The organism is Paracoccus sp. S1E-3, from assembly GCF_013868135.1.
GTDB lineage: Bacteria > Pseudomonadota > Alphaproteobacteria > Rhodobacterales > Rhodobacteraceae > Paracoccus.
Genome location: NZ_JACEMU010000015.1, coordinates 72,191 through 89,677 on the forward strand (window position 1 = coordinate 72,191; position 17,487 = coordinate 89,677).

A 17,487-nucleotide genomic window follows, 5' to 3' on the forward strand; every position below is an offset into this window, starting at 1 on the left:
GGAAAAAGCCCGCGCAGGTCGCGGCTGCGCGGCAGCCGCGCCGCAGGGCCGCGACCGGATCGAGGTCAAACCGTCAGGCTGCGGCCGCCCTCGCGGTCCGATTCCTCGGCCCGGTCCAGCAGGGTCTGCAGCGCTGCGCCGCGGGCGAAGTCCGGGTCTGCCGCGTCCTCGCCACGGATGGCGGCGATGAAGCGCGCATAGATCGGGATCACGTCCGGGGTCTCGATCTCATGCCAGCTGGCCGATTGCAGATCGGCGGCGAGGCTGGCGCGCAGCCGGCTGACGCCGCCCTCGAAGCTGACCTCCATCCCGCCGAGATCGCCGTAGATGCGCAGGCGCAGATCGTTCAGATGGCCGCTGGCAAAGCGTGTCGCCGCGACCGTGCCAAGCGCGCCATTGCGCAGCCGCATCTGCATGGTGACGGAATCGTTGGCATCCAGCACATAGTCGCCGATCCGGCCGCCCGGCGCCTTGTCGAAGGTCGCCAGCCGGGCCGAGATCTCGGCCACGTCCAGACCGGCGACGAAGGTGGCGAAGTCGAGAATGTGGATGCCCACATCGCCCAAGACGCCCTTGGAGCCATGCGCCTTGGACAGCCGCCACAGCCACTGGCCTTCGCTGCGCCATTCGCCCCAGGCGGGCTGGGTCAGCCAGCTTTGCAGATAGGAGGCCTCGAAATGGCGGACGGTGCCGATGGCGCCGTCACGCACCATCCGGGCGCCCTCCTGCAGCGCCGGCACGTTGCGATAGCTGAGGTTGACCATATTCACCACGCCCGCCGCCCGCGCGGCATCGGCCATCTGCCACGCTTCGGCGGCATTGGTGGCCAGAGGCTTTTCGCACAGCACATGTTTGCCCGCCGCCAAGAGCGGCATGGTGGTGGGATGATGGGCAGCGTCGGGGGTCACATTGGTGACGGCGTCGAACTGCCCCCAGTCAAGCGCCGCGTCCAGCGAGGCGAAGCCGCGGGGGATGCCGAAATCAGCACGAAAAGCGTCCAGCTGGGCCGGGCGGGTGTCGACGCCGCCCACGATCTCGACGCCGGGGATCTGACCGAAGGCTTCGGCATGATTGCGCGCCATGCCACCGGTGCCGAGGATGAGAAGCCGGATTCCGTCCATCAGCGATACCCTTCCTCGCCGTCCTGATGCAGGCGCGGGCCACGTTCCTCGATCGGCTCCAGCGCGTCCTTCACCGGGACATTGGGCGCGGCGCTGGGATCGGCGATACGCGGTGCCGGGTTATAGGCCCATCTGGCGGCGTTCTTCAGCACCGTCTGGACATTGGCGTCGTGATAGGTCGGATAGGTTTCGTGGCCGGGGCGGAAGTAGAAGACATTCCCCGCGCCGCGCTTGTAGGTCAGGCCCGAGCGGAAGACCTCGCCGCCCGCGAACCAGCTGACGAAGACGGTTTCGAGGGGTTCGGGGACGCCGAAGGGCTCGCCATACATTTCCTCGTTCTCCAGCTCGAAATGGTTGGGCAGTTCCGCCGCGATGGGATGGTTGACCGATGTCAGCCACAGCCGCTCACGCTCGCCCGCCTCGCGCCAGGTCAGGTTGCAGGGCGTGCCCATCAGGCGTTTGAAGGGCTTCGAAAAATGTGCGGAGTGCAGGAAGACCATGCCCATGCCTGACCAGACGGCATTTACGATGCGCTCGACAACGGCGTCCTCGACATCGCCATGCGCAGCGTGGCCCCACCAGAACAGCACATCGGTTTCGGCCAGCTTGTCGGCGGTCAGCCCATGCTCGGGCTGCTGCAGCGTCACTGTCTCGGCGCTGAGCGCGGGGTCCGCGTTCAACGCATCGGCAATGGTCTGGTGCATCCCCTGGGGATAGATCGAGGCGACGACCCTGTTTTTCTGTTCATGAACGTTTTCGCCAAAGACGGTCACACGGATGGTCATCTGCTTTTCCTTTCGCGCGGTTTCGGAGTGGTCCTGCCCGGTATGAGACCGCGCAGGACGCGATACGGTTGGCCATCGTCATCGCCTTCCCCTGGTCGTGGACGACATGGATCGTCGTCACATTTTCCGTCGCATGAGGCAACGTCGCAGTTTGCAGCCGCGCCTGCACCCGCAGCGGCATGTCCTGCTGCGACCGTGGCGGCGTCCCGGATCCCGACCGGAAGGCCGTGCAGGAAGCGGGTCAGCCCCGGATCGTGACGTGCAGGCCGAGGATCGCATGGAAGAACGGAAATCCCGTGAGGAACGCGAATGGCCACTATTGGCAGATGAAAGGCAATGCTCTTCGGAAGACGGGCCCACATCGTGAACGCTCCTCCCCTCAGACCGAGGCATGTTGCCGGATAGACGGGCTGACCTGCGCCGTGATAATGGCGAACGGCAAGGCCGATCACGCTGCCCCACAGGCGAGTTCGTCGAGGTCGATCAGGTTCCCGCGAGCGATCACCGACAGATCTCGGCGGCCGCCCGGCTGAGGTCGGCATGTCGGTCATATCGGTGATGCGCCGCGCGTCTGGCATTCGCCAGATGATGGCGACGATCGGTGGGATATCATCAAGCGCGTCGAGGCTGCGGGTGACCGAGCGTCCTGTTGTCCTTGCCATGTCCTTCATCCTGGCCGTGCCGCTCCCTCACATCCGAAACCTGTCCGGGCGCCGGATGGCCTGTCGGCGGGGGGCCGCAAGTCCTGCTTGGGTGGCCCCGGTTTCCAAGTCGAGCTTTGCCCGAGCAGGGCTTGGAAGGGCCGGGCGCGGGGTCGTTCTTACAGTCAGGAGATCACGAATCGTCATGCCCACCGGTTTTTTCCGTCGCGCCAGTCTGGCTGTCCTCATCGCCGGGGCCACGGCCATTCCTTCAGTCGCCGCTTCGACGACGCCCCAGCCTGTCCTCGATCAAGGGCGCTGTCTGATCGCAGCTATTGGGCGCTGTCCGCCGGGGAGCGGGGTGCCGCGCACATCCACGCACGATTTCGCCGCACCCCTTGTGCGGGCGTGCAGCGTCATGGCGCGCGCGTGTCGTGACGCTTTGACCGGGGCCTGTTGACCAACGTCAAAGCGGCGGCGGCGATTTTCAGGCAAGACCGGGACAGATGATCCAGCAGAACAGGATTGCCCGATGAACGACCGGTCACCACACGCAAGATCCCGCCTCGAGGCAGCGAACAGTCGTCCGACCTCTCTCGCCGCTCCGCGCGCCGGGGCCACCGGCGCAGCGCAGTGAGCCCCCGTCCGGCAGCCGTCAGCATGGAGCGAGCAATGAAGGACAGCCGACAGCCGACCCGCCGCGCGGCCCCCGCCGACGGGTCCCCTGCGCCGGGCCATGTCCACCTGATCGGTGCGGGGCCGGGTGATCCCGACCTGCTGACGCTGCGCGCGCTGCGGCTGATCCAGTCCGCCGATGTGGTGGTCCATGACCGGTTGGTGGCCGACGAGATTCTGGCCTGTATTCCGGCCCGGACCCGTCGCGTCGCTGTCGGCAAGGCAGCGGGCTTCCACCCCGTTCCGCAGGAGCGCATCAATGAAATCCTCGTCGAGCTGGGGCGGGCGGGACTGACTGTCGCCCGGCTGAAAGGTGGTGATCCGACCATCTTCGGGCGCGGCGGCGAGGAATTCGCGGCCCTGACCGCCGCCGGTATTCCCTGCGACTATACGCCCGGCATCACGGCCGCGCAGGGGGCGGCGGCCGTACTGCGCCTGCCGCTGACGCATCGCCGCTGGTCCACGGGGCTGCGCTATGTCACCGGGCACCGGGCGCGGGGCGCACCGCTGGATCTCGACTGGGCGTCGCTGGCCGATCCGCGGACCACGCTCGCAGTCTATATGGGCGCGGCCAATATGGCGGAGATCGCCACGCGGCTGATCGCCCATGGCATGCCGGCCGACCTGCCGGTGCTGGCGGTTTCGCAGGCCTCGACCCCGCGAGAGCGGCACCTGCGCGGCGATCTCGGCAGCATCGCCGGAATGGTCCGCGACAATCCGATGCCGGCGCCGATGCTGTTCCTCATCGGTCACGTCGCCGCTTTGGCCGAGGACGCCGACCCGCCGGTCTCGGTCCCCGCACCAGCCGAACTGCGGGTCCCGCATGGCTAGGCTGGCGGCATTCCTGCTGGCGCTGGCGCTGCCCGCCCAGGCGGCCGAGGTCGCACCCGCGCGGGCAGCCGAACTGCGCCACATGGTGCGGCAGGATTGCGGGTCCTGTCACGGACTGCGCCGGACCGGGGGGCTCGGCAGCCCGATCACGGCGCAGGCGCTTGCGGGCCGCGCTCCCGACGATCTGGCGGCGCTGATCCTCGACGGGCTGCCCGGCAGCGCCATGCCCGGTTGGCGCGCGCTGCTGACCGAGGAGGAGGCGCGCTGGATCGCCGACTATCTTCTGCAAAAGGAAATGCCATGAAATTCAATCCTCTCGTCGCGATATGTGCCGCTGTGATGCTGGCCTTTCCGGCTTTGGCGGATGATCTGCGCGGCACCGGCGATCTGGGACTGGTGGTGGAACGCGAGGCCGGCTCGCTTCTGGTGGTGGACCACAGCGAACGTGCCGTCATTGGCCGGATCAAGGGCTTGGGCGACCTCTCGCATGCCAGTCTGGTCTATGCGCCGGATGGACGGTTCGCCTTTGTCTTCGGCCGCGACGGCGGCCTGACAAAGGTTGATCTGCTGACCCGCGCCGTGGTCAAGCGTGTGGTACAGGCGGGCAATTCCATCGGTGGCGCAATCTCGGACGATGGCAGGCTGGTCGCGGTATCGAATTATGACCCCGGCGGGGTGAAGGTCTTCGACGCCGGGACGCTGGATCTGGTCGCCGACATCCCGATGGGGTCGAAGACCGTGGGCATCGCCGATGTGCCCGGCCGCCGCTTCGCCGTCGCCACCTGGGACACCGGCGAGGTCTGGCTGCTGGACCATTCGGCCGATCCAGCGAAGCCTGTGATCACAAGGCTGGAAGGCATCGGCGCCAACCCTTATGACGCGCTGCTTACCGGCGACGGGCGCACCTATATCGTCGGCCTGTTCGGCGAGAAGGGGCTGACCGCCATCGACCTGTGGCAGGACCCGCCAAAGGTCACACGTTTCCTGGCCGATTACGGCCGTGACCAGCCGGATCTGCCGGTCTACAAGATGCCGCATCTGCAGGGCTGGACGCTGGCCGACGGCGTTTTCGCGCTGCCTGCCGTGGGGCTGCATCAGCTGCTCTGGGTCGATGCCGCTGACCTGACCGAGATCGCCCGCACCGATCTGGCCGGTCAGCCGGTCTTCGCGCTGGCGCGCCCCGACAAGCGCGAGGTCTGGGTGAATTTCGCCCCGCCCGACAATGACAAGGTGCAGATCGTCGATGTGCTCAGCCGTGAGGTCATCGATACCCTGACCCCCGGCAAGGGCGTGCTGCATATGGAATTCACCCCGCGCGGCCGCGAGGTCTGGCTGTCCATCCGCGACGAGAACCGGGTCGAGATCCGCGATGCCCGCACCCGCGCGCTGCTGGCCGAGATTCCCGCCCAGGCGCCTTCGGGCATCTTCTTTACCGATCGCGCCCATCGGATGGGGTTGTGAGCATGGATGAGCTGGATCTGCGCCTTCTGGACGATTTCCAGCGTGATCTGCCGCTGATCCCGCGCCCCTTCGCCGCGATGGCCAGGCAGCTTCGCACCAGCGAAGCCGAGGTCATCGCCCGTTTGCGCCGCTTGCGCGAAGCGGGCCGGATCGCGCGGGTGGGGGCAACCTGTCGGCCGAATACGGCGGCGGCCTCGACGCTCGCGGCGTTGCAGGTGCCCCCGCAGCGGATCGACGATGTTGCCGCACGGGTCAATGCCGAGTCTGGGGTGAACCATTCCTATCTGCGCGAAGATGACTGGAATCTGTGGTTCGTGGCCACTGCGCCCGATGCGGGCAGGCTGGCCGAAAGCCTGGCGCGGATTGAAGCCGCCACCTGCCTGTCGGTCCTGTCGCTGCCGCTGGTCCGGGCCTTCAATATCGACCTCGGCTTTCCATTGCGCGGGCCGCGGCGCAGCATGGCCCTCGCCCTGCCGACCGATCTGGGCGCGATGCGGCCCGGCGATGCGGGGCTGATGCAGGCGCTGTCCTCGGGCCTGGCGCTGGAACCCGCGCCCTTCGCGACGCTTGCCCGTGACCAGAACCGCAGCGAAGCGGAGGTGCTGTCGCGCATCGCCGCGCTGGTGCGGGCGCGGCTGCTGACCCGCGTGGGCGTGATCGTGAAACACCGGGCGCTCGGATGGCGCGAGAATGCCATGGTAGTCTGGCAATTGCCCGAAGCCGCGATCCCCGCAGCCGGCGGCGCGCTGGCGGCCGTGCCCGGCGTGACGCTGTGTTATCAGCGCCGCCAGGTGCCGGGGGTCTGGGACTGGCCGCTGTTCTGCATGATCCACGCACGCACCCGGCCCGAGGCGATGGCGGTGTTGGATCTCGCCCGCGCGCTGCCGGAACTGGCCGGCGTGCCCCATCGTATCCTGTTTTCCACCCGTTGCTTCCGCCAGCGCGGGGCGACCATCACCGAGGTCGCCGCATGACCCGCCTGCGCCAGACCCTGCCCGAAGACGCGCTGGATGCCTGCGACCGCGCCATCTTGAACACGTTGCAGGACGGATTTCCGCTGACGCCGCAGCCTTTCGACGATGCCGGCGCCGCGCTTGGCCTCAGCGGCGCGGAACTGATTGCCCGGCTGACCCGCCTGCGCGACATCGGCGCCATCACCCGCTTCGGTCCCTTCTTCGACGCTGCCGCCATGGGCGGGGCCTTCTGCCTGTGCGCGCTGTCCGTCCCGGAGGAGGATGCCGACCGCATCGCCGGGATGGTCAACAGCCACCCCGAGGTCGCGCATAACTATGCCCGTGACCACGCCTTGAACATGTGGTTCGTGCTGGCCACGCCCACGCCCGAGGGCATCGCCACGACCGCCGCCCGGATCGCGGCCGAAACCGGCTTGACAGTCTGGCAATTCCCCAAGCTTCAGGAGTTCTTCATCGGTTTCCGGGTGACGGCATGAGCGTGCTGGACCCGACCGATCGCCGTCTCATCAAGGCCACGCAGGCGGGGCTGCCGCTGACCGCGCGCCCCTATGCGCAGATCGCCACCTGGCTGATGCTGACCGAGGCCGAGGTGATCGCCCGCCTCGCCGCGCTTCAGGATCGCGGCATCGTCCGCCGAATCGCCATCGCGCCGAACCATTACGCGCTGGGGATGACCGCCAACGGGATGAGCGTCTGGGACGTGGTGGACCGGCAGGCCACGACCCTCGGCGCACGGATCGGGGCGCTTGATTTCGTCACCCATTGCTACCTGCGGCCGCGCGCGCCGGTCTGGCGCTATAACCTGTTCGCAATGCTGCACGGGACCAGCCGGGCCGAGGTCGAGACGAAGCGGGCGCAGGTCCGCGCGATCCTCGGGGGGGCCTGCCGTGCCGACGACATCCTCTATTCCACCCGGATCCTGAAAAAGACCGGCCTGCGGCTGCAGGACGGCTGACGGAGGCCCCATGTTTCGCCTGACCCAATACATGCACCAGATCAATGATCCGACCCCGGCCCGCCGCCGTTCCGGCCCGGTCAAGCCGGTCGTGATCTGGAACCTGACCCGCAGCTGCAACCTGAAATGCCGCCACTGCTATACCGTCTCGGCCGATCGCCCCTTTCCGGGCGAACTGACGCACGAACAGGCGATGGCGGCGCTGCGTGACCTGTCGGATTTCCGCATCCCGGCGCTGATCCTGTCGGGCGGAGAGCCGATGTCGCGCTTCGATTTCTGGGAACTGGCCGAGGAGGCCCGCCGCCTGAACTTCCGCCACCTGTCGCTGTCGACGAACGGCACCAAGATCAATGGCGGGAATGTCGACCGGCTGGCCGAACTGGGCTTTGACTATGTGGGCATCTCGCTCGATGGGATCGGCGCGGTGAATGACTGGTTCCGGGGCGTAGATGGCGCCTTCGCCGACGCGCTGGCGGGCGTGCGGGCCTGCAAGGCGCGGGGCGTCAAGGTGGGACTGCGTTTCACCATCACCGATGGCAATGCGCACCATCTGCCCGCCATGCTGGACCTGTGCCGGGATGAAGGCGTGGACAAGTTTTACCTCTCGCATCTGGTCTATGCGGGCCGGGGCGACAAGCACCGGGGTGAGGATACCGATCACGGCCATACCCGCCGCGCCATGGACCTTCTGATCGACCGCGCCTGGTCTGCGGTCGCGGCGGGAGAGGCTTTCGAGGTCGTCACCGGCAATAATGACGCCGATGCGGTCTATTTCCTGCGCTGGGCCGAGGGCCGTTTCGACGCCGCCACCGTCACCCATCTGCGCGACCATCTGGAGGCCTGGGGCGGCAATTCCTCGGGGCTGGGGGTCGGCAATATCGACCCGCAAGGCCGTGTGCATCCCGATACCTACTGGTCGGACTACACCGCCGGATCGGTCAAGGAGCGCCCGTTTTCGCAGATCTGGCCCGGCGATGACCCGATCCTCACCACGCTGCGCACCCGCCCGCGCCCGCTGAAAGGCCGCTGCGGGGCCTGTGCCTACAAGGCGGTCTGCGGCGGCAATACCCGCATCCGCGCCCTGCAGTTGACCGGCGACCCCTGGGCGGAAGATCCCGCCTGCTATCTTTCGGCCGCCGAGATCGGCGTCGCCGATGCCGATCTGAACCGCGTTTCCGTCACTCCATTCCGAGGCAAGAGCCATGATCCGGCGCATCGTTTCCTTTAGTTTTCTGGCCGCGTTCCCGCTGCTCGCGCAGGCCGATGCGGCTGCCGATTACGCCGCGAATTGCGCCGCCTGCCATGGCGAGGACCGGTTGGGTGGCACCGGCCCGGCGCTGATCCCGGAGACACTGGCGCGGTTGAGGGGAATCGAAGCCATCATCGCCGAGGGGCGCCCCGCGACCCAGATGGCGGGTTTCGCCGATCAGCTTACGGGCGACCGGATCGCGGCGCTGGCGGATTACCTCCAGGCGCCGCTGGCCGAGGCCCCGCTTTGGTCCGCCCAGCAGATGGCCGGGAGCCGCCGGATGAACCCGGATTATCGGCCCGCGCCGGAACCCGTTTTCACCGGCGATCCGATGAACATCACGCTGGTGGTGGAAACCGGCGATCATCATGTCAGCGTGCTGGACGGCGACAGTTTCGCCGTTCTGGACCGCTTCGCGACCCCTTTCGCCGTCCACGGTGGCCCGAAATTCACCCCCGACGGCCGCTTCGTCTTCATCATGTCGCGCGACGGCTGGGTGCAGAAATACGACATCTGGTCCCTGCAGGAGGTTGGCCGCATCCGCGCCGGCCTGAACAGCCGCAACATCGCCATCAGCCAGGACGGCAGGTGGCTGGCCGTGGCGAACTATCTGCCGGCCAGCCTGAGCGTGCTGTCGACGGATGACCTGTCCGTCGCCCAAGCGGTTCCCGTCACCGCGCGGGACGGCACGGAAAGCCGTGTCTCGGCGGTCTATCAGGCGCCATCACGCAAATCCTTCGTGCTGGCGCTGAAGGACGCGCCCGAGATCTGGGAGGTCGCCACTGACCCCGCAACGGGAGCCGTCCGTGACGGCTTCGTTCCCGCGACGGGCCTCAAGGAGGTGCCCGGCGCCGCACCGGGCCTGTTCGCCCGCCGCCGCATCCAGACGGAAGAACCCCTGGACGATTTCTTCTTCACCCCTGATTACCGCAACCTTATCGGCACCAACCGACAGGGCGACAAGGGCGTTGTCGTCAACCTCGATCTGGGACGCGAGATTGCGGAACTGCCCTTGCCCGGCATGCCGCATCTCGGTTCGGGCATCACGTGGGATCGGGATGGCCGCAAGGTCATGGCCACGCCGCATCTGAACGAGGGCGTGCTGTCCGTCATCGACATGGAGGACTGGAGACTGGTCAGCCAGATCAGGACCGACGGGCCGGGCTTCTTCCTGCGCAGCCATGACAACAGCCCCTATGTCTGGGCCGATGTCTTCTTCGGGCCGCACAGGGACGAGATGCATGTCATCGACAAGCAGACGCTGGAAATCGTGACCACGCTGGCGCCATTCCCCGGCCAAACCTTCGCCCATGCCGAATTCACGCGCGATGGCAGCCATGTGCTGGTTTCCCTGTGGGAGGACGAGGGCGCGGTGGTGGTCTATGACGCGCAGACCCTGCGGGAGGTGAAGCGACTGCCGATGAAAAAGCCCTCGGGCAAGTATAACGTCTGGAACAAGATCACCTTCGAGGATGGCACCAGCCACTAGCTTGCGCCGTCGCGGGACCGCATCGCTGGGCCTGCCAGCCCCGAGGATCACGGGAAGGCCCTTTGGGGCTTCCGCGTGTCGTGCGACGGCCCTTCGAACCCGTTCGGGGCTGCTGAAGAACAATCCGGGTGCAGTCGATCGGCGCCTGTGACGCGCACCGACCTTTCCCGTCGCGCCATGTGAGGATGCACCGCCTGCGCCAGACAGGATTTTCCATCATGGTCCAGCGGGCCGCAGGGGCGCGACCTCTCCTCGCCCGCGGCCAGTTCACCCCCGCGATGTCTGATCCAAACGGAGGCCAGCCGGCGATATTTTGCAGGCGCTCTGCAGGCTTGCGCGGCAAGGCTGGACTTCTCCAGACGCGTGCTGTGTCATGCAACTGACAGAAAAAAGACGCTTGGCGCCCTGTCCGGTGCCGGCGGTGCAGGGCTGGATGAATACGCTTTTACGCCTGTTTCTGGAAAAACACATGCAGCTGGGGCAGCTGACCGTGATCTCTGCCCGTGGGGAGGAGTTGCGGCTGGGCGATGGCAGCGGGCCGCCGATAACCGTGCGCTTCAACACCACCCGCGCGGAGCGGGCGGTGGCGTCGAACCCGGCGCTGAAGCTGGGCGAGTGCTTCATGGACGGCGAGATCGACATGGTGCAGGGCTCGATCTACGACCTCATCATGCTGGGCTATGCCAATGGCGGCCGCGGGCTGATGCCGGCGGTCTGGATGAAGGCCTTCGAGCGGATGCGCATCCTGACGCGGCGGCTGCACCAGATCAACACGCGTATCCAGGCGCGGGGCAATGTGCAGCGCCATTACGATCTGTCGGCGGATCTGTATCGGCTGTTTCTGGACCCCGACATGCAATATTCCTGCGCCTATTACCCCCGGCCCGATATTCCGCTGGCCCAGGCGCAGTTGCTGAAGAAGCGTCACATCGCTGCCAAGCTGCAGCTGGATCCGGGGATGGAGGTGCTGGATATCGGCTGCGGCTGGGGCGGCATGGGGCTGTATCTGGCGCAGGTCGCGGGCGCGCGCGTCGATGGGGTGACGCTTTCGGATGAGCAGCTGGTCGTCGCGCAGCGCCGTGCGAGGACCGAGGGGCTGGCCATCGATTTCCGCCTGAAGGATTACCGCGAGATCGGACGCGATTACGACCGCATCGTTTCGGTCGGGATGTTCGAGCATGTGGGCATCAACCATTATGACGGTTTCTTTCGCAAAGCCGCCAGCATGTTGCGGCCGGACGGGGTGATGCTGCTGCACACCATCGGCCGGGTCGATCCGCCGGGGGCGACGAACCCGTTCCTGCGGCGCTACATCTTCCCAGGCGGCTACACCCCGGCCCTGTCCGAAATCATGCAGGCGATCGAGAAATCCGGCCTTGTGGTCACCGATATCGAGGTCCTGCGCCTGCATTACGCCGAGACCCTGCGTGCCTGGCGGCTGGCTTTCATGGCCCGGCGCGATCAGGCGAAGGCGCTCTATGACGAGGCGTTCTGCCGGATGTGGGAATTCTATCTGGCCGGCTGCGAGGCCGCCTTCCGCGAGGGGGGGATGGTGGTCTGGCAGATCCAGCTGGCCCATCGGGTGGACGCGGTGCCGGTGACGCGCGACCATCTGTCATCGGCCGAGGCGCAACTGGCCGAGGCCGAAGCCCGGCGCGGTCTTCCCGGACCGGCATGGCCCGAGGACTGGCCGTAACGACTGCCGCCACGTCGCGCCCAAGGCTGCGGCATTTGACGCTATGACGGCGTCGGGGCGGTGTAAACGGGAGAGGCGCCGATGCTGGAAGGACGTTCCGATCTGGGCACGCATGAGGTGTCGAACCAGCCGCCGTCGGTGGCGGATCGCGATCTTTGGCGTGATGATCCTGTGCTGCGGGGCCATTTCGCCGAGGGCGGCGCATTGGCCCGCTATGGTGCGGCGATGGGCAGTCTGCGGATGCGGTCGGCGGCGCGCGACGCCAACCGTCATCCGCCCGAGCTGGTGCTGTTCGATGCCGGCGGCCGCCGTCTGGACGAGGTGCATTTCCATCCGGCCTATCACCGTTTCATGGAGACCTCATCGGCGGCGGGGTATCATTCGATCGCCTGGGAGGATCGCGCGGACGGGCATCTGCGCCATGCCGCGATGGTCTATCTGGCCAGTCAGGTCGAGCCGGGTCATTGCTGCCCGCTGACCATGACCTATGCCGCCACGCCGGTTCTGCGCCGGGCCGCGGGTCTGGACGGCTGGGTATCGGGCGTGCTGTCGCGGTGTTACGATCCCTCGGTCCGGCCGGCGGCGGCGAAGACGGGGCTGACGCTGGGCATGGCGATGACCGAGAAGCAGGGCGGCTCGGACGTGCGGGCCAATGCGACGCGGGCGGTGGCGGACGGGGCGCATTGGCGGCTGACCGGGCATAAGTGGTTCTGCTCGGCCCCGATGTCGGACGGGTTTCTGACGCTCGCGCAGACCGGGCAGGGGCTGACCTGCTTTCTGGTGCCGCGCTGGCTGGAGGACGCGCGCAACGGCATCCGCATTCAGCGGTTGAAGGACAAGCTGGGGAACCGGTCCAATGCCTCCGCCGAGATCGAATATCAGGACGCGCTGGCGCATCGGATCGGGGATGAGGGTGAGGGCATCCGCACCATTGTCGAGATGGTCCACCACACCCGGCTGGACACCGCGATCGCCCCTGCCGGCCTGATGCGCGCGGCCCTGCGCGAGGCGCATCACTGGGTCCGGCACCGTTCCGCCTTTCAGCGGCTGCTGATCGACCAGCCGCTGATGCGGGCGGTGCTGGCCGACGCGGCGCTGGATTGGGCGGGCAGTCTGGCGCTGGGACTGCATGTGGCAGCGCATTTCGACGGCGGCGCGGCGCAGGACCGCGCCCTTGCCCGCATCGGCGTCGCGCTGGCGAAATACCTGTCCAACAAGCTGTGCCCGCTGGTTGTCACCGAGGCGATGGAGGTGCTGGGCGGCATGGGCTATGTCGAGGACACCCCCCTGCCGATGCTGTATCGCGAGGCGCCGCTGAACGGCATCTGGGAAGGCTCGGCCAATGTCATCTGCCTCGATGCGCTGCGCACGCTGGCGAAGGATCCGGCGGCCGCCGAGGCGTTGGAGGCGCAGTTTCTGGCGGCGCGGGGGCTGCATCCCGCCTATGATGCCGCGCTGCGCGCCCATCGCGACCGCTGGGCCGGTGCCGTCGCCGAGGCCGAAGCGCGCTGGTTCGTCGAAAGCGCGGCGCTGCTGCTGACCGCCTCGGTGCTGTTGCGCCGGGGACCGTCCGCCCTGGCCGACGCCTATTCGGCCAGCCGGCTGACGCCGGGCAGGGGGCGTTTCTATGGTGCGCTGCCAGCCGGTCAGGCCGGGAACCTGCTGGACCTGTGCTTTCCCGAACAGGTTTTTTGACCGCCGTGGGGCTGCTATCCCCGGCTCCGCCGGATTGGGGCCCGGTGGCGAAAGCCGCGTGCAGGTCTGCACCGAGGTGCCGGGTGGGTCGCAGGATCGTCCGCATGGCTATGCGCGGCGCGGGACAACCAACGCGGCGCGAGCGATGATCGGGTGCCGGATGGCGGCGCGGGCCGCCGCCGCATCGGTGAGGTCCGGCGGCGCGCGATGTTCCTGGGGCGCTTGGCTGGCATGGGCGTGCCACCGGCCTTGATCGGCGACACGAATGCGATTGGTGCCGCGAGCGTGAAACGCGCCCCGCCTGATGGGCGTGGCAGGCTGGTGCGGAATGGGGCAGCTCATTCGGCGGGTCTGCGCCCGAGCGTGTCCGAGATCGGGCGGCAGGGCACAGGCAGTTCCGCCTGCCGCCCATCGGTGTCATAGCCGGATCGATGGTCAGGCCAGCTGGCCGGAACCGCGCTGGCTGCGACCGGCGGTCAGTGCGACATCAGCAGCGGCAGATCGGCATTTTCCAGAATGTCGCGGGTGACGCCGCCCAGCAGGTCCTCGGAAAACTTGCTGTGTTCATAGGCGCCCATGACCAGAATGCCCGCGCCCAGATCCATGCAGGTATCGAGGATGGTGCGTCCGATCCCGCCGGTGGCAGCGGGGCGCTGTTCGAAGGCGGCGTCGACCCCGTGCAGCGCCAGCAGCCGCAGCACGTCGTCGATCTGCTCGCGATCCTTGACCGGGCCCTCGCCGATCACCAGCAGCGTCACCTTGTCCTTGGTCGCCAGAATATGCATCGCATCCGCCAGCGCCCGCGCCGAGGCGCGCTTGCCGTCCCAGGCCACCACCGCGGTTTCATTGATCGCCGGGGCATTGTAATCCGCAGGCACGATGATGACCGGCCGGCCCGAGCGCAGCGCGATCACATCCGGTCGGATCGAGAAATCTTCGGACCGGCCTCGATCCGCCGGGCCGCCCATGACCACCACGTCATGGGCGCGGGCCAGTTCGACCAGCGTGCGGCCGGTATTGCCGAGCGCGATGAAATTGGCGCGATCGGCCAGCCCGGCCTCGGCCACGGTGGTCTCGAAGGCGAGGCGGCGTTCCTCGACGAATGCGGTCTCCATCTGGTCGAGAATGGTGTCGATATCGCGGGTCAGGAAAGCGGCCGAGCGTTTGCGCAGCGGGTTCGGCGGCTGCCAGACCGCGCCGGTGATGCGGGCGTCGTATTTCTTCGCCATCAGCACCGACATGTGCAGGGCGGCGGCGCCGCCGCCGCTGCCGGTATAGCTGGTCAGGATGCTGCGGATCGCCATGCACGTTCTCTCCCTAGGATTCTGTCTGGCCCATTTGTCGACTGCTCCGGGGATTTGCGCAAGCGGCGCGTGTCAGCGGGTACGCAGCTTGTCGATGGCCACGGCCAGGATGATGACGCCGCCCTTGATGATATATTGCCAGATGTCCGAAACCCCCAGCAGGATCAGCCCGTTGGACAGGACCGCGATGATCAGCGCCCCGATCAGCGTTCCCCAGACCGATCCGATGCCGCCGACGAAGCTGGTGCCCCCCAGGATCACGGCGGCGATGGCGTCAAGTTCGTAAGCCTGACCGAGTTGCAGGCCGTTGGCGGCGTAAAGCCGCGCCGCCGACATCACGCCGCCCAGCCCCGCCAGCAGGCCCGAAAGGGCATAGACGAACAGCAGCACCAGCGGCACCTTGATCCCGGCGAGGGCGGCGGCCTCGGCATTGCCGCCGACGGCATAGATCCAGGTCCCCAGCACGGTGCGGCGCAGGATCACCCAGGACAGCAGGATCACCAGAAAGGCGATCACCACCAGCCAGGGCACGCCCAGCAGATTGCCATTGCCGATGACGCTGAACGGCAGGTCCGAGTTGAAGACCGTGCTGTCCCCCGCCGCCAGCCGCGCCACCCCGCGCACCGCCGTCAGCGCCCCCAGCGTGACGATGAACGGCGGCAGCCCCAGCCAGGCGATCAGCGACCCGTTGACCAGCCCGCAGGCCGCCCCCGCAAGCAGCGCCAGCGGGATCGCCGCCCAGGCGAAGCCCGGCGTGATGGTGGCGCCCACCGCCACCACCGCCGCCAGCGCGAGGATGGAGCCGACCGACAGGTCGATCCCGCCGGTCAGAATCACGAAGGTCATCCCCGCCGCCAGCACCGCGTTGATCGAGGCCTGCTGCATCACGATCGACAGGTTGCCCACCGACAGAAAGCGCCCGCTGGCCAGCTCGAACCCGATGCACAGCAGCACCAGAACCGGCAGCATCCCCGACAGGCGCAGCCAGGTTCGCATCGTCTCGCGCCGGGACGCGGCGGTCTGGGAAGGGTTGGTCATGCGGAACCTCCGGTTCTGGGGGTGGCGCCGGCCGAGAGGCGCATGATCGCCTCGGGCGAGGCGGGGTTGGCGGCGGTGTTGGGGACCTCGCCGGCAATCTGGCCGTCGCGCATCACCAGGATGCGGTCGGCGGTGCCCAGCAGCTCGGTCAGTTCGCTGGAGATCATCAGGACCGCCATGCCGCTGGCGGTCAGCCGGTCGATCAGGCTGTAGATTTCCGATTTCGCGCCGATATCGACGCCGCGCGTCGGCTCGTCGAGGATCAGCACGCGGGGCGCGGTTTCCAGCAGTCGGCCCAGCAGCACCTTCTGCTGGTTGCCGCCCGACAGGTTGCCCACCCGCGTGGCGGGGGCGGCGCCGCGCACGTCCAGTTCCTCGATGCGGTCGCGGCCCATGGCGGTGACGGTTGCGGGCGGCAGCAGGCCGCCCGGCCCGCTGCGGCGATGCAGCACGCTGATGGCGGTGTTTTCGGCGACGCTCATGTCCAGAAACAGCCCGTTGCCCTTCCTGTCCTCGGTCAGATAGGCCAGCCCTGCATCCAGCGAGGCGCGCGGCTGGCGGTGGTCCAGTTCCGTCCCGTCCAGCCGGACGCTGCCCCCTCGCGCCGGATCCGCGCCATAGATCAGCCGCGCCACCTCGGTCCGGCCCGATCCGACAAGCCCGGAGATTCCGACCACCTCGCCCGCGAACAGGTCGAAACTGACCGGGCCGATGCCCGCGCCATCGGTCAGGTCGCGCACCTCCAGCACCGGGGCGTCGTGCGGGGCGGGGCGGTGCAGCTTCTGATAGAAGCCCGAAATCTCGCGCCCGACCATCATGGACACAAGGCGCTCGGCATCCAGCTCCGCCCGGCTGAGGCCGCCGACATCGCGGCCGTCGCGCAGCACGCTGACACTGTCGGCCAGCCGATACACTTCCTCCATCCGGTGCGAGATGTAGATGATGGCGATGCCCTCGGCGCGCAGGGCGTCGATGAGGGTGAACAGATGTTCGCTTTCGCGCTCGCTCAAGGCCGTCGTCGGTTCGTCCATGACGATCAGGCGGGCGTCCTGCAGCAGGGCGCGGGCGATCTCGACCAGTTGGCGTTGGCCCAGCGACAGGTCCGCGACCCGCGTGTCCGGGCCGAAATCGGCACCCAGTCGCGCCAGCACCGGCGCGCATTCGCGGCGCTGCCGGGGGCGGTCGGTCAGGAAGGGGCCGCGCAGGCGCTCGCGGCCCAGAAACATGTTCTCGGCCACGGTCAGGTTGGGCGATTGCGACAGTTCCTGATAGATGACCGCGATGCCCAGATCGCGGGCGTCGCGCGGCCCGTTGATCTCGGCCGGGCGGCCGTCGATCTCGATCCGGCCCCCCGCATCGGCGGGAATCGCCCCGGCGAGGATCCGCATCAGCGTCGATTTCCCGGCCCCGTTCTCGCCCATCAGGGCGTGGACCTCGCCCGGCATCACCCGGAGCGAGACCCCCTGCAAGGCCCGGACAGGCCCGAAGGTCTTCGAGATGTTGTCCATGACCAGTCGCGGCGCGGGCGGCTGCGTGATCTCGGCCGTGGCTGCCATGGCGGTTCCCCTGATCT

At 67.8% G+C, this 17,487-nt stretch carries 15 protein-coding genes; 10 read left to right on the forward strand and 5 right to left on the reverse strand.

The features are described 5' to 3' along the window. Window positions 1-65: 65 nt before the first annotated feature. A complete protein-coding gene (locus H1S04_RS13810) occupies window positions 66-1,121 on the reverse strand; it encodes a Gfo/Idh/MocA family protein (RefSeq protein WP_181746118.1) in 1,056 nt (351 codons plus the stop codon). Continuing rightward, on the reverse strand, window positions 1,121-1,906 hold the full coding sequence (locus tag H1S04_RS13815) for a ThuA domain-containing protein (RefSeq protein ID WP_181746119.1): 786 nt from the start codon (window positions 1,904-1,906) through the stop codon (window positions 1,121-1,123). Before H1S04_RS13815 ends, H1S04_RS13810 begins: the two co-directional genes overlap by 1 nt. A gap of 1,313 nt (window positions 1,907-3,219) precedes the next feature. On the opposite strand from H1S04_RS13815, the gene cobA reads away from it, so the two are divergent. From cobA to H1S04_RS13865, 10 genes are all read left to right on the forward strand, one after another. Beyond that, a complete protein-coding gene (gene cobA / locus H1S04_RS13820; RefSeq protein WP_255435624.1) occupies window positions 3,220-4,053 on the forward strand; it encodes a uroporphyrinogen-III C-methyltransferase in 834 nt (277 codons plus the stop codon). Further along, window positions 4,046-4,357 carry a cytochrome c gene (locus H1S04_RS13825; RefSeq protein ID WP_181746121.1) on the forward strand — a complete coding sequence of 104 codons (312 nt, stop codon included), beginning with the start codon at window positions 4,046-4,048 and terminating at the stop codon, window positions 4,355-4,357. Before cobA ends, H1S04_RS13825 begins: the two co-directional genes overlap by 8 nt. Next, complete coding sequence (locus H1S04_RS13830) at window positions 4,354-5,514, forward strand: cytochrome D1 domain-containing protein (protein ID WP_181746122.1); 1,161 nt, start codon at window positions 4,354-4,356, stop codon at window positions 5,512-5,514. Before H1S04_RS13825 ends, H1S04_RS13830 begins: the two co-directional genes overlap by 4 nt. A 2-nt stretch (window positions 5,515-5,516) precedes the next feature. After that, window positions 5,517-6,488: an AsnC family transcriptional regulator gene (locus tag H1S04_RS13835; protein ID WP_181746123.1), complete on the forward strand. Its 972-nt coding sequence runs from the start codon at window positions 5,517-5,519 to the stop codon at window positions 6,486-6,488. Beyond that, the gene (locus H1S04_RS13840; RefSeq protein ID WP_181746124.1) at window positions 6,485-6,964 is read left to right on the forward strand and encodes an Lrp/AsnC family transcriptional regulator; all 480 of its coding nucleotides are present in this window, start codon (window positions 6,485-6,487) and stop codon (window positions 6,962-6,964) included. The genes H1S04_RS13835 and H1S04_RS13840 overlap by 4 nt, the downstream gene beginning before the upstream one ends. After that, window positions 6,961-7,443, forward strand: a complete 483-nt coding sequence (locus tag H1S04_RS13845; protein ID WP_181746125.1) for an AsnC family transcriptional regulator — start codon at window positions 6,961-6,963, stop codon at window positions 7,441-7,443. Before H1S04_RS13840 ends, H1S04_RS13845 begins: the two co-directional genes overlap by 4 nt. Window positions 7,444-7,453: 10 nt before the next feature. Further along, window positions 7,454-8,671, forward strand: coding sequence for a heme d1 biosynthesis radical SAM protein NirJ (gene nirJ, locus H1S04_RS13850; protein WP_181746126.1), 1,218 nt, complete (start codon window positions 7,454-7,456; stop codon window positions 8,669-8,671). Then, entirely contained in the window at window positions 8,646-10,181 is a 1,536-nt protein-coding gene (locus H1S04_RS13855; RefSeq protein ID WP_181746127.1) for a nitrite reductase, read from the forward strand. The genes nirJ and H1S04_RS13855 overlap by 26 nt, the downstream gene beginning before the upstream one ends. Before the next feature lie 433 nt (window positions 10,182-10,614). Further along, window positions 10,615-11,877, forward strand: a complete 1,263-nt coding sequence (locus H1S04_RS13860) for a cyclopropane-fatty-acyl-phospholipid synthase family protein (protein WP_181746128.1) — start codon at window positions 10,615-10,617, stop codon at window positions 11,875-11,877. Window positions 11,878-11,958: 81 nt separating this feature from the next. Continuing rightward, window positions 11,959-13,572 carry an acyl-CoA dehydrogenase family protein gene (locus H1S04_RS13865; RefSeq protein WP_181746129.1) on the forward strand — a complete coding sequence of 538 codons (1,614 nt, stop codon included), beginning with the start codon at window positions 11,959-11,961 and terminating at the stop codon, window positions 13,570-13,572. A 476-nt stretch (window positions 13,573-14,048) separates the two neighbouring features. Here H1S04_RS13865 and H1S04_RS13870 read toward each other — a convergent pair whose 3' ends face one another. The 3 genes from H1S04_RS13870 to H1S04_RS13880 form a co-directional block, all read right to left on the reverse strand. Beyond that, window positions 14,049-14,876, reverse strand: a complete 828-nt coding sequence (locus tag H1S04_RS13870; RefSeq protein ID WP_181746130.1) for a universal stress protein — start codon at window positions 14,874-14,876, stop codon at window positions 14,049-14,051. 72 nt (window positions 14,877-14,948) lie between these two features. Continuing rightward, window positions 14,949-15,914, reverse strand: coding sequence for a ribose ABC transporter permease (locus tag H1S04_RS13875; RefSeq protein ID WP_181746131.1), 966 nt, complete (start codon window positions 15,912-15,914; stop codon window positions 14,949-14,951). Then, window positions 15,911-17,470: a sugar ABC transporter ATP-binding protein gene (locus H1S04_RS13880; RefSeq protein WP_220185241.1), complete on the reverse strand. Its 1,560-nt coding sequence runs from the start codon at window positions 17,468-17,470 to the stop codon at window positions 15,911-15,913. Before H1S04_RS13880 ends, H1S04_RS13875 begins: the two co-directional genes overlap by 4 nt. Window positions 17,471-17,487 lie beyond the last annotated feature (17 nt).

Excerpts from the sequence above, each read along its gene's own strand:
- H1S04_RS13810 (WP_181746118.1), bottom strand. The coding sequence starts at position 1,121 with ATGGACGGAATCCGGCTTCTCATCCTCGGCACCGGTGGCATGGCGCGC.
- H1S04_RS13815 (WP_181746119.1), bottom strand. The coding sequence starts at position 1,906 with ATGACCATCCGTGTGACCGTCTTTGGCGAAAACGTTCATGAACAGAAA.
- cobA (WP_255435624.1), top strand. The coding sequence starts at position 3,220 with ATGAAGGACAGCCGACAGCCGACCCGCCGCGCGGCCCCCGCCGACGGG.
- H1S04_RS13825 (WP_181746121.1), top strand. The coding sequence starts at position 4,046 with ATGGCTAGGCTGGCGGCATTCCTGCTGGCGCTGGCGCTGCCCGCCCAG.
- H1S04_RS13830 (WP_181746122.1), top strand. The coding sequence starts at position 4,354 with ATGAAATTCAATCCTCTCGTCGCGATATGTGCCGCTGTGATGCTGGCC.
- H1S04_RS13835 (WP_181746123.1), top strand. The coding sequence starts at position 5,517 with ATGGATGAGCTGGATCTGCGCCTTCTGGACGATTTCCAGCGTGATCTG.
- H1S04_RS13840 (WP_181746124.1), top strand. The coding sequence starts at position 6,485 with ATGACCCGCCTGCGCCAGACCCTGCCCGAAGACGCGCTGGATGCCTGC.
- H1S04_RS13845 (WP_181746125.1), top strand. The coding sequence starts at position 6,961 with ATGAGCGTGCTGGACCCGACCGATCGCCGTCTCATCAAGGCCACGCAG.
- nirJ (WP_181746126.1), top strand. The coding sequence starts at position 7,454 with ATGTTTCGCCTGACCCAATACATGCACCAGATCAATGATCCGACCCCG.
- H1S04_RS13855 (WP_181746127.1), top strand. The coding sequence starts at position 8,646 with ATGATCCGGCGCATCGTTTCCTTTAGTTTTCTGGCCGCGTTCCCGCTG.
- H1S04_RS13860 (WP_181746128.1), top strand. The coding sequence starts at position 10,615 with ATGAATACGCTTTTACGCCTGTTTCTGGAAAAACACATGCAGCTGGGG.
- H1S04_RS13865 (WP_181746129.1), top strand. The coding sequence starts at position 11,959 with ATGCTGGAAGGACGTTCCGATCTGGGCACGCATGAGGTGTCGAACCAG.
- H1S04_RS13870 (WP_181746130.1), bottom strand. The coding sequence starts at position 14,876 with ATGGCGATCCGCAGCATCCTGACCAGCTATACCGGCAGCGGCGGCGGC.
- H1S04_RS13875 (WP_181746131.1), bottom strand. The coding sequence starts at position 15,914 with ATGACCAACCCTTCCCAGACCGCCGCGTCCCGGCGCGAGACGATGCGA.
- H1S04_RS13880 (WP_220185241.1), bottom strand. The coding sequence starts at position 17,470 with ATGGCAGCCACGGCCGAGATCACGCAGCCGCCCGCGCCGCGACTGGTC.